The 15,470-nt window shown below is 65.8% G+C and carries 14 protein-coding genes and 1 tRNA gene; 7 read left to right on the forward strand and 8 right to left on the reverse strand.

Features of this window, described 5'->3' with window-relative positions:
• Positions 1–41 precede the first annotated feature (41 nt).
• The 4 genes from ABU113_RS11135 (at position 42) to ABU113_RS11150 (ending at position 7,022) form a co-directional block, all read left to right on the forward strand.
• Entirely contained in the window at positions 42–2,915 is a 2,874-nt protein-coding gene (locus ABU113_RS11135; protein WP_454559591.1) for a TonB-dependent receptor, read from the forward strand.
• A gap of 238 nt (positions 2,916–3,153) precedes the next feature.
• Positions 3,154–3,546: a hypothetical protein gene (locus ABU113_RS11140; protein WP_454559592.1), complete on the forward strand. Its 393-nt coding sequence runs from the start codon at positions 3,154–3,156 to the stop codon at positions 3,544–3,546.
• The gene (locus ABU113_RS11145; RefSeq protein WP_454559621.1) at positions 3,519–6,065 is read left to right on the forward strand and encodes a TonB-dependent receptor; all 2,547 of its coding nucleotides are present in this window, start codon (positions 3,519–3,521) and stop codon (positions 6,063–6,065) included. Before ABU113_RS11140 ends, ABU113_RS11145 begins: the two co-directional genes overlap by 28 nt.
• 156 nt (positions 6,066–6,221) lie before the next feature.
• Positions 6,222–7,022 carry an NUDIX hydrolase gene (locus ABU113_RS11150; RefSeq protein ID WP_454559593.1) on the forward strand — a complete coding sequence of 267 codons (801 nt, stop codon included), beginning with the start codon at positions 6,222–6,224 and terminating at the stop codon, positions 7,020–7,022.
• Between the two features lie 167 nt (positions 7,023–7,189).
• On the opposite strand, the gene ABU113_RS11155 is transcribed toward ABU113_RS11150, so the two are convergent.
• From ABU113_RS11155 to cpdR, 4 genes are all read right to left on the reverse strand, one after another.
• Positions 7,190–7,936: an Npun_F0296 family exosortase-dependent surface protein gene (locus ABU113_RS11155; RefSeq protein WP_454559594.1), complete on the reverse strand. Its 747-nt coding sequence runs from the start codon at positions 7,934–7,936 to the stop codon at positions 7,190–7,192.
• Between the two features lie 244 nt (positions 7,937–8,180).
• Positions 8,181–8,255 (reverse strand) — tRNA-Val (locus tag ABU113_RS11160).
• An 81-nt stretch (positions 8,256–8,336) separates the two neighbouring features.
• Positions 8,337–9,407 (reverse strand): glycerophosphodiester phosphodiesterase, encoded by a 1,071-nt coding sequence (locus tag ABU113_RS11165; RefSeq protein WP_454559622.1) that lies wholly within the window; start codon positions 9,405–9,407, stop codon positions 8,337–8,339.
• 195 nt (positions 9,408–9,602) lie between these two features.
• Positions 9,603–9,962 (reverse strand): cell cycle two-component system response regulator CpdR, encoded by a 360-nt coding sequence (cpdR, locus tag ABU113_RS11170; protein WP_454559595.1) that lies wholly within the window; start codon positions 9,960–9,962, stop codon positions 9,603–9,605.
• Between the two features lie 125 nt (positions 9,963–10,087).
• Between cpdR and ABU113_RS11175 the strand changes: the two genes are divergently transcribed.
• Positions 10,088–10,966: an N-formylglutamate amidohydrolase gene (locus ABU113_RS11175; RefSeq protein WP_454559596.1), complete on the forward strand. Its 879-nt coding sequence runs from the start codon at positions 10,088–10,090 to the stop codon at positions 10,964–10,966.
• 68 nt (positions 10,967–11,034) lie between these two features.
• Here ABU113_RS11175 and ABU113_RS11180 read toward each other — a convergent pair whose 3' ends face one another.
• The gene (locus ABU113_RS11180; protein WP_454559597.1) at positions 11,035–11,304 is read right to left on the reverse strand and encodes a hypothetical protein; all 270 of its coding nucleotides are present in this window, start codon (positions 11,302–11,304) and stop codon (positions 11,035–11,037) included.
• A gap of 121 nt (positions 11,305–11,425) precedes the next feature.
• Between ABU113_RS11180 and ABU113_RS11185 the strand changes: the two genes are divergently transcribed.
• Positions 11,426–12,229 (forward strand): UDP-2,3-diacylglucosamine diphosphatase, encoded by an 804-nt coding sequence (locus ABU113_RS11185; protein WP_454559623.1) that lies wholly within the window; start codon positions 11,426–11,428, stop codon positions 12,227–12,229.
• Positions 12,226–13,287 (forward strand): glycosyltransferase family 4 protein, encoded by a 1,062-nt coding sequence (locus ABU113_RS11190; RefSeq protein ID WP_454559598.1) that lies wholly within the window; start codon positions 12,226–12,228, stop codon positions 13,285–13,287. The genes ABU113_RS11185 and ABU113_RS11190 overlap by 4 nt, the downstream gene beginning before the upstream one ends.
• A gap of 52 nt (positions 13,288–13,339) precedes the next feature.
• On the opposite strand, the gene ABU113_RS11195 is transcribed toward ABU113_RS11190, so the two are convergent.
• The 3 genes from ABU113_RS11195 to ABU113_RS11205 all read right to left on the reverse strand — a co-directional run bounded on the left by ABU113_RS11195 (position 13,340) and on the right by ABU113_RS11205 (position 15,423).
• Entirely contained in the window at positions 13,340–14,101 is a 762-nt protein-coding gene (locus ABU113_RS11195; protein ID WP_454559599.1) for a glycerophosphodiester phosphodiesterase family protein, read from the reverse strand.
• A 57-nt stretch (positions 14,102–14,158) separates the two neighbouring features.
• Positions 14,159–14,617, reverse strand: a complete 459-nt coding sequence (locus ABU113_RS11200) for a RidA family protein (RefSeq protein WP_454559600.1) — start codon at positions 14,615–14,617, stop codon at positions 14,159–14,161.
• A 119-nt stretch (positions 14,618–14,736) separates the two neighbouring features.
• Positions 14,737–15,423: a GGDEF domain-containing protein gene (locus ABU113_RS11205; RefSeq protein WP_454559601.1), complete on the reverse strand. Its 687-nt coding sequence runs from the start codon at positions 15,421–15,423 to the stop codon at positions 14,737–14,739.
• Between the last annotated feature and the right edge of the window lie 47 nt (positions 15,424–15,470).

The raw sequence follows: 15,470 nt of genomic DNA on the forward strand, positions 1-15,470 counted from the left end.
CAATGAACAAGGGGGCGGCGTGTCGCGCGCCGTTGGGTCTGATGCGGAATGAGTTGCGGGCGAGCGCCGCCACGGCGCTGGTGATTGTCATGGGCTGGGCCTTGCCGGCAAAAGCCGACGACACCGAAACGGGCGGCGGCATCGACGACATCATCGTCACCGCGCAGCGTCAGGCGGAAACCGCGCAGGACGTGCCCATCGCCATCACCGCCTTCAGCGGCGACGACATGGCGCGGCGCCAGATCGAGGGCTTCAGCGACCTGCAGTTCAGCACACCGGGCCTGAGTTTTTCCGCCGGCAATTTCCAGGGCGCCAACATCGCCATTCGCGGCATCGGTCAGACCGCCATCGGCGGCAGCGGCGAAGGCGGCGTCGGCGTCCACATCAACGACATGCCGCTGATCCTGACCCGGCTGCAGGAAAGCGAATATTTCGACATGGAGCGCATCGAGGTGCTGCGCGGTCCGCAAGGGACCTTGTTCGGCCGCAATGCCACCGGCGGCGTGGTCAATCTGCTGACCGCCCGCCCGGTGCTGGAGAACGCCAGCTCGGCCTCGATCGAGTATGGCAATTACGACAGCCTGACGCTGCGCGGCATGGTCAACCTGCCTCTGGGCGACAAGGCGGCGCTGCGGCTGGCCGGGCTCTACCTCAAGCGCGACGGCTACACCACCAACCTGCACACCGGCAACGACATCGACGGTCGCGACCAGTACGCGCTGCGGGCCAGCGTGCGGCTGGAACCCGGCGACAACACCCGCATCGACCTGATGGGGCAGTATTTCCGCGAGAACTCCAATCGCTCGCGGATGCAGAAGCAGATGTGCCACCGCGATCCCACCGGCATTCTCGGTTGTCAGCCCGATGCGCTGGCCTATGAAACCGTCAACATGAATGCGACGCTGAGCGGCCTGCTCACCTCGCCCTATCTGTTCGGCGGCACGCCGCTGGCCGGGCTGGCGCTGACCTCGGGCGGCGAGGACGCGGCCTTCGGCGTGGTCAACCCCGCCGACATGCGCACCGTCAACATCGACTATGAACCGCGCCATTACAGCGAGGAAGTGGTGGCGATGCTGAATGCCACCCACAGCCTCGACACCCTGGAGCTGTCGGTGGTGGCCGGCTACCAGCGCAGCACCAACCGCTCCAACACCGACTATTATTTCACGGTGGAAAACCCGGTCGCCGTGCCGGCGGCCTTCGCCGCCCTGTTCCCCACCGCCTACAACGCCTTCTACACCCAGGGCTGGCCGGTGTCGCAAATCACGCCGGACCGCTATCTCGGCGTCGCCAACGGCGCCGTTGCCTACACCGGCGGCAGCACCGACAGCTACGACCAGTCCTACGGCCGCGAAGAACAATATTCCGTCGAGCTGAAGGCCCGCACCCAGTTCGACGGCTGGTTCAACGCCACGCTGGGCGTCTCCTATTTCGATGCCACCGGGCGGGCCGACTATTACATCGCCTCGGCCCAGCTCGACTATGCCAGCTTCATCCTGCCGACGCTCGGCGTGCTGTCGGCCGGCGCCAGCCACCCCTATTACGCGGCGGTGGTCAACGCCCTGACCAACGGCCAGCCCTCGCCGCTCGATGGTCTCGCCGCCGCACCGGCCTATTACAATTCCGAAGGCTATCGCTACACGCTGAAGTCGCTGGCGGTGTTCGGCGAGGCGTACGCCGAGATCACGCCCGATCTCAAACTGACCGCCGGCCTGCGCGGCCTGCGCGATCGCAAGAGCGTCACCGACCGCGCCATCCTCTTCAACGGCACCACGGTGATCGGCTCGGACACCATCGACGGCCTGCCGACCCATCGCACCGACCGCACGACCTTCCGCCGGCTGACCGGCCGCCTGGTGCTCGACTGGAAGCCCAGCCTGCCCTTCACCGACGACACGCTGGTCTATGTCTCCTACGCCCGCGGCTTCAAGTCGGGCGGCTTCAACCCGCCGTTCGATCCGGTGCAGTATCCCGATGCCTCGCTGACCTATCAGCCGGAAGCGATCAACGCCTTCGAGATCGGCACCAAGAACGTGCTGGCCGATGGTCGGCTGCGCCTCAACCTGTCCGGCTTCTACTACGACTACAAGGGGCTGCAGGTCGGCGTCACCCGCAATCGCACCACCATCAACGAGAATATCGACGCCGAGATCTATGGCCTGGAGGCCGACGTGCAGGCCCGCCCGCACCCGCACTGGCGGCTGTCGCTGGGCGGCTCGCTGATGAACAGCCGGATCAGGAACGGCAGCTCCGTCGATACCCGCGACCCCAGCGCCGGGCGTGACGACGTGGTCATCATCAAGGACATCGCCTCGTCGGCCAACTGCGCGGTCATCCCCGCCGCCACCGGCATCCCGCGCGCCGACCTGCTTGCGCCGGCGCTGTTCGCGGCGACCGGAGGCACGGTGGCGGTGCCGGGCACCAACACCGTGGGCGCCTTCTCGTCGTGCGCGGCGCTGGCCGGCGCCATCGACACGCTGGGCCTGCCCTACCAGGTGCTGCGTGACGCCAACGGCAACCCCGTCGGCCTGCCATCCGGCGTCGAGGTGGACCTCGCCGGCAACGAGTTGCAGCTGACGCCCAACTGGATGGTGACGCTGGGCGTCGAATATGCCCGCCCCGTGTTCACCGACCTGCGGCTGACGCTGCGGGTCGACTATTCGGCGCGCGGCGGTTTCTATGGCCGCATGTACAACCGGCCGATCGACCGAATCAGCGGCTATGACATCTGGAACGCCCAGGCCCAGCTCGACGGCCCCGGGGATCGCTGGTTCGTCCGGCTGTTCGTCCAGAACATCGAGAACGAGGACAATGTCACCGGGATTTATGTGACCGACCCGGCGACCGGCCTGTTCACCAACGTCTTCACCACCGAGCCGCGACGCTACGGCTTGGCCGCCGGCATCAACTTCTGATAGCATCATCAGCCAGGGCACTGCTCGCGTGCCGGCAAGGCGTGGCAGCTATCGTTACGCCGCAGGTGCTGCTATTTTTTGTGCGTAGCAGCACTCCGCAAACCGCTGGACAAGCCCTGATTTCCTTGTTCTTATACCTGAACGGGGGATGTGGAGACTTGGCCGTGTTCCCCGCACGCGACATGGATGCCGCCATCAGATGCGGTGCCTCGCGTGGTCAAACCTGGGGAGGAACACGATGGCTCTTAACGCCCGCGCCGCATGGCGCGCACCTACCGTATCATCCGCGTCACTCATTGCCCTGCTGGCCACCAGCACTTTTCTGACACCCACCCTTGCACTCGCGCAGCAGCAGCCCACCACGGTGCTTGAAGACATCGTCGTCACCGCCCAGCGTCAGGCGGAGTCGCTGCAGGATGTGCCGATCGCCGTCGCCGCCTTCGGCGCCGCCGATCTGGAAAAGCGCCAGATCGAGAGTTTCGGCGACCTGCAGTTCTCGGCCCCCAACGTCAACTTCACCGTCGGCAACTTCACCACCTCCAACACACCATCCGCGGCGTTGGCAACGCCGTCGTCGGCGGCGGCTCGGAAAGCGGTGTCGGCATCCACTTCAACGACATGCCGGTGCTGACGCCGCGCATGCTGGAAATCGAGTATTTCGACATCGAGCGCATCGAGGTCCTGCGCGGTCCGCAGGGCACGCTGTTCGGCCGTAACGCGACGGGCGGCGCGGTCAACGTCATCTCGAAAAAGGCATCGCATGAATTCGGCGCCGAGGGCGAGATCGAGTACGGCAACTACGACAGCATCAAGGTCAAGGGCATGGTCAACGTGCCGCTGGTCGACCAGAAGCTCGCCGTTCGCCTGAGCGGCATCTACATCAACCGCGACGGTTACACGAAGAACATCTATACCGGCAACAAGATCGATGGCCGCGACCAGTATGCCCTGCGCGGCACGATCCGCTTCGAGCCGTCGGAAAATACCCGCATCGACCTGACCGCCCAGTATTTCCGCGAAGACGACAACCGCTCGCGCATCCAGAAGCAGATGTGCAACAACGACGCCACCGGCATCCTCGGCTGCGCGCCGGACAGCCTGGAGTTCGAGCCGGTCAACACCATCGCGACGCTGGGCGGCATCCTGAGTTCCTCCCTGCTGCTGAGCGGCCCGCTTTCCGGTCTCGCATTGATGTCGCCGGGCAACACCTCGACGACCGGCGTGGTCAATCCGGAAGGCTATCGCAAGGTCAACATCGACTTCGAGCCAAAGCACGACGCCGAGGAAACCATGGTCACGCTGGCCTTCCAGCATGACTTCGAGAAGTTCAACTTCTCCGTCGTCGCCGGCTATCAGGATACCTACGTCGACTCGAACACCGACTACCTGCTGGTGGCGGAAAACCCGCAGTCGGTGCCGGCGGCCTTCGCCGCCTCCTTCCCGACGGTCTACAACCTGTTCTACACGCAGGGGTTCCCGGTGTCGGCGGTGGACATGAACGGCTATGCCGGCGTCGCCAACGGCAACATCGCCTATGTGGGCGACGGCTCGACCTCCTATGACCGCTCCTATGGCGACTCGAAGCAGTATTCCTTCGAAGCCAAGCTGGCGTCGCAGTTCGACGGCGCTTTCAATTTCCTGGTCGGCGGCATCTACTTCGACCAGAAATCCCGCACCGATTACAACGTGATCGCGGCTGGCCTCGATTATGCGGGCTTCCTGCTGCCAACGGTGACGACGTTGAGCGGCTGCTCCAGCGGCGCCACGCCGCCGGCGACCTGCGCCGCCATCGCCACCGCCCTCGCCACCGGCACCCAGGTGCCGCTCGATGGCGTCTACGTGGCGCCAAGCTACTATGGCAACGAGTCCAACGAGACGACGCTGAAATCCTGGGCGCTGTTCGGCGAGGCCTATTACGAGTTCAACGACGAACTGAAACTGACCCTTGGCGGGCGCTATCTGCAGGACAAGAAAACCGTCTATGACCGCCAGGTGCTGTTCAATACACCGCAGGCGATCAATCCGGGTGGCGTGCCGGCAGGACTGCCAGACTATCGCAGCGACCGGGTGAAATTCAAGCGGGTCACCGGCCGCGCCGTGATCGACTGGTCGCCGACGCTCTCCTTCACCGACTCGACGCTGGTCTATGCCTCCTACTCGCGCGGCTTCAAGTCAGGCGGCTTCAACCCGCCATTCGACCCGGTGGTGTTCCCGGACTCCTCGCCCTACTACGGCCCGGAAACCATCAACGCCTTTGAAATCGGCACCAAGAACACGCTGGCCGGCGGAACGCTGCAGGTGAACCTCACCGGCTTCTACTACGACTACAAAGGCCTGCAGATCTCGACCATCCGCAACCGCACCTCGTTCAACGAGAACATCGACGCCGAGGTCTATGGCCTGGAGTCGGAGTTCCTCGCCAAACCGACACCGCGGCTGCTGCTGAACGCCAGCCTGTCGCTGCTCAAGACCAAGATCAAGAACGGCTCGTTCATCGACACCCGCGATCCGTCGGGTGGCCGCGACGACGTGGTCATCATCAAGGACGTGACCACGGCGGCCAACTGCGCCGTCATTCCGGCGGCCGGCGGCGTCCCGCGTGCTGATCTGGTGGCGCCGGCGCTGTTCGCCGGCGGCACGGTGCCGGTACCGGGCACCAACACGGTGGGCGCCTTCTCGTCCTGCGCGGCGCTGGCCTCGGCGATCGCGGCCAACAGCCTGCCCTACCAGGTGGTGCGGGACGCCAACGGCAACGTCATCGGCCTGCCGGGCGGCGTCTCGGTCAGCGTCAAGGGCAACGAACTGCCGCAATCACCCAACTGGATGATCAGCCTGGGCGCCCAGTACACCCAGCCGCTGGGTGGCGAATACTCGCTCACCATGCGGGTGGACTATTCGGCGCGCGGCAGCTTCTGGGGTCGCATCTACAACAGCCCGGTCGACAAGATCAAAGGCTATGACCTCTGGAACGCCCAGCTCCAGCTCGACGCGCCGGATGACCGCTGGTTCCTTCGCGCCTTCGTGCAGAACATCGAGAACGACAATTCGGTGACCGGCATGTACGTCACCGATCCGTCGTCGGGCCTGTTCACCAATGTCTTCACCACAGAACCGCGTCGCTATGGCCTGGCGGCCGGCTTCCGCTTCTGACACCTGTCCTTTCAGCCAACTCGTCGGGGGAGGGGTAACCCTCCCCCCTTTTTGTCCGGGCCTGCCGCTGCTACGGACACACGCATGACAACGGATTCACAGCACACGGCAGAGGCGCTCGCACGGTCGCGGCTGGGATTGAGTGGAGTAACCGCGATGACCGACGACACCAACCGCACACCACGCCCGGCGGCGACCCTGGTGCTGATGCGCGAGGGCGCGGCCGACCTTGAAGCCTTCATGGTGGTCCGCCACCATGAAATCGATTTCGCCGGCGGCGCGCTGGTGTTCCCCGGCGGCAAGGTGGACAGGGACGATCAGCAGGTCGCCGAGATCGGCGCGGCCGAGACCCACGACGCCATCAACGAGCTGGACCCGCTCGGCCGCATCGCCGCGATCCGCGAAACCTATGAGGAAGCCGGCGTGTTGTTCGCCCGTGACGCCCGGTCCGGCACGGTGCTGGACCCGCGCCAGTTCAGCCTTGCCGATGAGCGCAAGCGCCTGGCGGCGGGCGACCTCCGGTTCAGCGAATTCCTGCACGTCCAGGGGCTGACGCTGGACACCGGCGCACTGACCCCGTTCGCGCGCTGGATCGGCCCCAGGCACATGCCCAAGCGGTTTGACACCATGTTCTATCTGGCGACCTCCCCGGTTGACCAGACCGGCTCCCACGATGGCAGCGAGTCGGTGGATTCGGTGTGGATCAGCCCGCGCCAGGCCTGCTGCGAGGCCGATGCCGGCCAGCGCACCATCATCTTCCCGACCCGTCGCAACCTCGAACGTCTGGCCCAGTATGGCAGCATCGCCGAGGCGCTGGCCGGCGCCCATGCCCAGCCGGTGCTCCAGGTCGAACCCTTTATCCAGGACCGCGACGGCGAGCGTTACCTGTGCATCCGCGATGACGCCGGCTACCCGGTGACCTCGGAGCTGCTGGCGAAGGCGCTGCGCGGCGCCTGAGCGCGATCAGCCCACCCCAAAACGCGAGAAGGGACGGCCATCCTGGGCCGCCCCTTCATCCACAGCCTCAAGGCCGGCAGTCAGACCCTGCGCCGGCGGCGGCCGGCAGTCAGACCCTGCGCCGGCGGCGGCCGGCAGTCAGACCCTGCGCCGGCGGCGGCCGGCAGTCAGACCTTGCGCCGGCGGCGGCCGGCAGCGGCCAGGCCCAGGGCACCCATGCCCATCAGGCCCAGCGTGGCCGGCTCCGGCACGTCGGCGACGCGCACCGCGACATTGTCGAGTTCGAAGGCATAGGATGTCGCCGAGAACACCAGCCGGGTGAATTGCTCGTGCACGTCGAAATAGAGATTGACGTATCGATTGGCGCCCGCGGCAACCTGATCACCGCTGACCGCGGCGGCGGCGCGAACATCGGCACCCGTGAGAGTCAGCAGCGCGTCATCGCCCGCGTAGAAGGTGATGCTGTTATAGTCGTCCATCGACCCCCAGTAGAGACCGAGATAGTCGATTTTCTTGCCGGCGAACAACGGGTTGCTGCTCAACGCACTGGTGAAGTCGATGGTCGCGGAGTCGCTGGCGCCGCCCAGCAGGGCCGGACCGGCCGCGAAGCAGGTGCTCTCGTGCCCCGGCGCGGCGGCCGTGGCGACCGAGCCCTTGCGGATCACGTAATCACCGCTGATCTGAACGCCGAAGGCCGTCGAATTGAGGCCGCAGCCGCCGTCTTCCGTGTCGAACGTCTCGACGAACAGGCCTCGCGCAAGATCGTTGTTGTTGTCGGGCGTGAGCGCGCTGGTCAGTTGTGAACCATCCCCCGGATCAACGCCGCCGAAACTGATCATGACCGCCGCGGCGGGCGTCGCGGTCATCAAGGCCATGGCGCCGGCGACGCCAAGGATCACAGCTTTCAAGGTCATGTCATCATCCCGTTCATTGAATTGGTGCCGGTTCATCAGCATCAATCGTGCCAGGGTGAAATTACCACGTGACTTCAAATGGTTGATTGACGCAGATGGTTAACCCAGGCTGCATTTGTCATGCTCGCCGACGGGCATGACAGACAGTTGTGCCAGGACGGCACAGCCGCACGGACGGATCGCACGGCCGCGGCGGATCGACCGAAGGCGCGCGTCGTCCGGGATCACTGCGGAAAGAGAGAAATGGTGGGCGCGGCAAGGATTGAACTTGCGACCCCTGCGATGTCAACACAGTGCTCTACCACTGAGCTACGCGCCCACCCGGGTCATCCGGCCGTTGCGACAACCGCCGGAGCGAAGCGGCCTTATAACGGAACGAGCGGTTGGCGCAAGCCGTAAATCACCGCACGGACGCCGCCGCGTCACGCACGGCGACGGCCGATGCTGGATCGTCGCAGAACAGGCCGTCAACGCCGGCAGCGAGGAAATCCGCCACCTCGCCGGCCGCGTCGCCACGCCGCGCGGGGTAGCGCGGGTCCTGCGGGTCGCCGCGACGACGTTCGGCGGGCAGGAAATGATTTTCCGGGCGCAGGGTGTAGACATGCACCTTGAGTCCCGCCGCATGGGCGCGGGCCACCAGCCCGGTGGGGCCGGTGGTGCGTCCGGCGGCATCGCGCGCCAGCACCAGCGTCTTGTCGACGCCGATGCCGTTGGCGAAGCTGGCGATCTCCGCCAGCCCTTCCGGCGTCAGCAGACTGGCGTAAGGGCGCGGGCGGCCTGTCAGTATGGTGTCGGCGGGCGCGCCCTCGTCCGACATCAGGAAGATCAGCGGCAGATCGGTCTGGGCCCGCAGCGCCTTGAGATTGGCGATCTCGAAGGACTGGATGAACACCGGCGCGTCCGGTCCGGTGTAACCGTTGGCGTTGAGTACGGCGAGCAGCCGGGACTCCAGCGCCAGACCGATGCCGGCGAAATAGCTCGGGTGCTTGGTCTCCGGATAGATGCCGATCACCCGGCCGGTGCGGGCCTCCGCCGCCCGGACGAGATCGATCACCTCCTGCAGCGTCGGGATGGTGAACTGGTCGTTGTAGGCGGTGTTGGCCGGGCGCAGCTGGGGCAGCCGCTCGCGCGCCTTCAGCGTCTTGAGCTCCGCCAGCGTGAAATCCTCGGTGAACCAACCGGTGATCTGCTCGCCATCAATGGTCCTGGTGGTACGCCGACCGGCGAACTCGGGATGATCGGCAACGTCGGTGGTGCCGGAAATCTCGTTCTCATGGCGGGCGACCAGCACGCCGTCGCGGGTCGCCACCAGGTCGGGTTCGATATAATCGGCGCCTGCCTCGATGGCGCGGGCATAGGCGGCCAGCGTATGCTCGGGCCGCTCGGCGCTGGCGCCGCGATGGCCGATGACGATGGCGCCAGATCGGGCCGGAGGCGCGCCGGCGCCCGTTCCCTGCGACGCGGACGCCATGCCTGATGCCATGCCGGTCGCCATCAGCAGCCCCGCCGCCAGCCCCGCGAACCTCGACCACGCGCCCATAACCGCCTCCTCGCCTTGAACCGCCTGGCAGTCAAAGCGGAGAAGCATGACAACACAATGACAGCAGACTCAGCAGATTCGGCAGACTCACGGCCAGCCAGCGGTTGCGGCGACCGCGACCACCGTTCAGGCGGCGAACAGGCGATCAATCTCGTTGACCAGGTCGCGCAGATGGAAGGGCTTGGACAGCACCTTGGCGTTCTGCGGCGCACCCGACGACCGGTTGAGCGCCACCGCCGCGAAGCCGGTGATGAACATCACCCGCATCCCCGGCGCCAGTGCCGCCGCGCGCTGGGCAAGCTCGATGCCATCCATCTCGGGCATCACGATATCGGTGAGCAGCAGATCGAAATTGCCGCTGGCGATCAGCGGCAGCGCCGAGGTGCCACGATCAACGGCCGTCACTTCATAGCCGGCGCGCTCGATGGCACGGGCAAGGAAAGTGCGCATCGAATCATCGTCTTCAGCCAGCAGAATCTTGATCATGGGCAACGCGCTCGGAATCATCGGGACATCAATATGGACATGCCTGGCAGGGTTTAGGCCATTCCCTTCCTGGCACAAAGAAATTTAAGATTGCGTGAGCATGACAGCCGGCCCATTCTGGCGCCATGCAGACTGCCTACCGGATCGAGCGCCCGACAGGCGTCAGCCAGCCCGTTGTTCTGGCCTCGCCCCACAGCGGCGACTATTATCCCGACACGCTGTTGCGGATGAGCCGGCTGTCGCTGGCGCTGCTGCGACGGTCGGAAGACGCCTATGTCCATGAGCTGTTCCGCGACGGGCCGGTGCTGGGGATGCCGCTGATCGCCGCAACCCACGCCAGGGCTTATGTCGACCTCAACCGGGCACCCTACGAGCTTGATCCGGCCATGTTCGCCGAGCCGCTGCCGTCATTTGCCCAGCCCGATACGGACAGGGTGGCCGCCGGGCTCGGGGTGCTGCCCCGGGTGGCCGGCATCGGCCTCGACATCTACACGGCCAAGCTGCCGCTGGCGGAGGCCCAGCAGCGGATCGAAAACATCTACCGACCCTATCACAACGCCTTGAAAAGCCTGGTCGAAGAGACGCGCAGCGAGCATGGCTACGCGGTGCTGCTGGATTGTCATTCCATGCCCTCGGCGGCGCTGCCACCCGATCGTCCCGGCCATCGCCAGGCGGACGTGGTGCTGGGCGACCGCTGGGGCGCGGCGTGCAACAGCGGAGTCCGCCAGCTCCTGCGCCAGGGCTTCGAGCGCGCGGGTTACCGGGTGGCCCTCAACGAACCCTACTCGGGCGGCCATACGACGGAAATTCATGGCGCGCCCAGCCGCGGCCTGCACGTCATCCAGATCGAGCTGAACCGCCGCCTGTACATGGACGAGACACGACTCACGCGCACATCGAACCTGGCGGCGCTGCGCGACGATATCTGCGATATCCTCTCCCGGTTCGCCGCCGGCCTGCCGGCTCTCGGCCTTGATCGCCCGTTGCGGGCCGCCGCCGAATAGCCGGGTCCGGCGCCGGCAACAGCGGAGCCAGAAAAAAAGCCACTCCACAAACGTGGAGTGGCCAAGGTTCAGGGAGGAAATCGCGCATCAGGGAGATGCGCACGGAGTGCCGCAGAAAGCTGAAGCCGCTCCGTACCCCTATTCATAAGAGAGGTATGTTGCATCCGCAAGATACGGATGGTCGCAAATGCCTGTGCCGCGACAAATACTGACAAAATTGAGATCACCAGCCTACCGACAAAAAACCGCAACAGTTCGTAGCTATGGCCAAGACCAGACATAGATGTTGCGATGAAATCAGCATCGCCATCCGCAGGACGCAGGCCGATGGTAAGCATGAGCCTCCGGGCATTGATCGAGAGCAAGGACACCTCGTCCACGTCTCGGAAACAATCCCCCCGTTCCCGCCGCTTCCTCAACTGGCACGCCGAGGACGACGTCCCGGAGTCGGACAAGCGCATGAGCCTGCGCACGGTGTGGATTTCCGACGTCCACCTCGGCACCACAGGCTGCAACGCCGACCTGCTGCTGGACTTCCTGAAGTCGATCGACTGTCAGACCCTGTACCTGGTGGGGGACATCATCGACGGCTGGCGCCTGAAGCGCGGCTGGTACTGGCCGAGCCGGCACAACGACGTGGTGCGCCGCGTGCTCAAGATGGCCAAGAAGGGCACCCGCGTCGTCTACATCCCCGGCAATCACGATGAGATGCTGCGCGACTACATCGGCCTCAACCTTGGCGGCGTCGAACTGGCCGCCGAGGCCATCCACGAGACCGCCGATGGTCGCAAGCTGCTGGTGCTCCATGGCGACGAGTTCGACAGCGTGGTGCTCTACGCCCGCTGGCTCGCCTTCCTGGGCGATTTCGCCTACGTACTGCTGCTCAAGCTGAATGTGGCGTTCAACGCGGTGCGGCGGCGCCTGGGCCTGCCGTACTGGTCGCTGTCGGCCTATCTGAAGAAAAAGGTCAAGAACGCCGTTGAATACGTCTCCTGCTTCGAGGAGGCGGTGGCGCACGCGGCACTTGATCGTCATGTGGACGGCGTGGTGTGTGGCCACATCCACTCCGCCGAGATCCGTCAGTTCGGCGCCGTCACCTATTACAACGACGGCGACTGGGTGGAGAGCTGTACGGCGCTGGTGGAACGTGCCGACGGTCATATCGAAATCATCGACTGGGCCGAGCACCACCGGCGGCGGGCGCTGGTCGCCGTCGCGCCGGCATCGCCCGCCCCGACACCGAAGGACAACGTGTACGCGTGAAAATCACCCTCGTCAGTGACGCCTGGACACCGCAGGTCAATGGCGTCGTCCGCACCCTGCAGACCACGATCGCCATGCTGGAACAGGCCGGCCATGCCGTCCACACCATCACCCCGGACCTGTTCCGCTCGCTGCCCTGTCCGACCTACCCGGAAATCCGTCTGGCACTGGCAGGCCGGCGGCGGGTGGCCCGGATGATCGAATCGTTCCAGCCGGCGGCCATCCATATCGCCACCGAGGGGCCGCTGGGGCTTGCCGCGCGCCGCTATTGCCTCAAGCGCGGCCTGCCGTTCACCACCGCCTTTCACACCCGCTTTCCCGATTACGTTTCCGCTCGCACCGGACTGTCGCCAGACTGGTTCTGGCGCTATCTGCGCTGGTTCCACACCCCGGCCGCCGCGGTGCTGGCGGCCACGCCCAGGCTGGCGGCGGAACTGAACGACCGCGGCATCCTGTCGACCCGGCCATGGAGCCGCGGCGTCGACCTCGCCCAGTTCCGGCCCGGCATCGCACCGCACCCGGCCTTCGCCGGTCTGCCACGTCCGCTGCAGCTGTATGTCGGGCGAGTCGCGGTGGAAAAGAACGTCGAGGCGTTTCTCGCCACCCGGCAGCCCGGCACCCGGGTCATTGTCGGTGATGGCCCGGCGCTTGACGAGTTGCAGGCACGCTATCCCGAGGCCGTGTTTCTGGGCGCCCTGCATGGCGAGGCATTGGCCAGCGCCTACGCCGGGGCGGACGTGTTCGTGTTCCCCAGCAAGACCGACACCTTCGGCCTGGTGATGATTGAAGCACTGGCCAGCGGCCTGCCGGTGGCGGCCTATCCGGTCGCCGGGCCGCTGGATGTCATTGGCGACTCAGGAACGGGCGTGATCGCCGGCTGGGCCCGGCCGGTGGGCGCTCTCGACGACTCGCTGGACGTGGCCATTGCCCGCGCCCTGACATGCGGCCGCGACGACTGCGTCGCCTATGCCAGTCACTTCTCTTGGGAAGCCAGCGCCGCCCAGTTCATCGCCGCCCTGGCGCTGATTCCGCACACGCCCGCCGTTACCGTCGGCTGACGCCATCCGCCGGCTGACACCATCGGGTCGACCACGCCGGGGCGTGGCGACGTCACGGCGTGGTCGCGGGCGGCTGCGGCTCGAAAATGATGTTGTCGGCGTGCTCCGCGGCGCGGGCACGATCCTCGTCGGTGCGCACGGTCCAGGTCAGTACCGGAATGCCGCGCCGGCGATACTCGACGGACATTTCCGATGGCAGATGCTGGATGTCATAAGCCAGAAACTGCGGCTTGGCGCGCCACTGCACATAGCGGCGGGCGAACTTGAACCGCGCCCACCACGGCAATTTCTGCGGGCCGTCCGTCACCACCAGCCCGCGCATGATGCGCGGCGCGTTCTCGGCGAACCAGCGGACGATGACCGGATTGAACGACATCACCGCCACCGGCCCCTTGTAGCCCTCCAGCGCCCGGCGGATGGCGAAGCACAGCGGCAGCGGATCGCCCGGCGGGCTCTTGGCCTCGATCAGCAGCGGATGGCCCGGTGCCACGTCGAACAGCACGCTGGAGAGCGACGGAATGGTCTGGTCGCTATCCTTGAGCTTCATCTGCTGCAGGCGCGCCGAACCATAGAGGCGAACCGAGCCCTTCTTGCCGGTCAGTCGTTCCAGGGTCGAGTCGTGGAAAACGATGGCGTCGCCATCGGCGGTCAACTGAACATCAAGCTCGATCCCGTAGCCGGCATCGATAGCCTTCTCGAACGCGGCGACGGAATTTTCCGGAATGCCGGCAGCGGCATCATACAAACCGCGATGAGCAAAAGGTTGTGCCGTCAACCAGGCGGTCGGCTGTTCCGTAGTGCTGGCTATTGTCATCGACCGGACATCATTTCTTGTTGGCAAGCTCCACTGGCTGGCTGGCCTCCGCCCTTCTTAGCGGAACTCGATCATGGCATCCACCTCAACCGCTACATCAAACGGCAAAACGTTGACTCCAACGGCAGTTCTGGCGTGGCGGCCAGCCTCGCCGAACACCCCGACCATCAAATCGGACGCGCCGTTGATCACCTTGGGCTGCTCCGTGAAACTGTCCGTGCTGTTGACGAACCCGCCAAGCCGCACCACCCGGACCACCCGCTCCAGATCGCCCAGCGCCGCCTTCATCTGGGCAATGAGATTGAGGCCACAGCGGCGCGCCGCCTCGACACCCTGCTCGATCGTCACCTCGCGGCCAAGCTTGCCGCGGTAGGCAATGCCATCCGGCCCCAGTGGCAGCTGACCGGCGATCACCAGCAGCGAGCCGGTCATCACCCAGGGCACGTAATTCGCCGCCGGGGCCGCCGCCATGGGCAGCACGAGCCCCAGATCACGCAGGCGTTGTTCCGCACTCATGTCACCTCCATCGTCGCCCGGCCCGAGGCCGGCGCGCTGAACAAGCGCCAACATGCGGCATTTCACGACGCTCGCGCAATGGTGGCGTTGCCGTCAGCGACAGACCGGCAGGGGATAACTCAGTTATTGCGTGTCCGGTAACGGGCATCCAGCGTCATGCGGTCCGCCGCCGCCAGCGCCGCGGACAGGGTGGAGCCGGCGCCGAAGGGCGCGGAGCCGAGCCAGGCATCGGCCGACAACAACCGGCCATCATAGGGCACCTTGAGTTCGGCAATGGCTTCGTCAATGACCGCGGCCTTGCAGGTGGCGAACTCCAGCGGACACCGCTCCAGCAGCAGAGCGAACCGATGCGGTTCAATGCGCGCCACCAGGTCGGAGCCGCGCACCTGCCGGCTGAGGCAGTGGGCCAGCGCCCGCACATAGACCTCGACTCCCAGCGGACCAATGGACCGTTCCAGCTCGACGAGACCGAACACGTCCACCAGCACCAGCACACCGGGCTCGCCGTAGCGGCTGGCGAACGCCGCCGCCCGGTCGAACGCCAGCGCCAGTCCGCGCCGGTTGGCAAGCCCGGTGACCGGATCGAGCGTCGAGATGGTGGCCATCCGGTCGATGGTGGCGCTGTGGCTCGCGATCTGCCGTTCGGCATCGGCGGCGAAGGCCAGAATTTCCGCCAGCAGCTGACGATCGCCCTCCTGCTGCAAGGGCTCGCGCGCGTCCAGCCGGCGCAGCAACGCGGCAGCGATCTCGCCGATGACGCCACCCGACGCCACCGCGCCAGGCAAGGATGTGGGCGTCGAAACCATGGTCTGTCTCCCCGGACAATCAACGGACGTGATGCAGGCACCGCACC

It is taken from the genome of Parapedomonas caeni (assembly GCF_041060555.1).
Lineage (GTDB): Bacteria > Pseudomonadota > Alphaproteobacteria > Sphingomonadales > Sphingomonadaceae > CAUJIW01.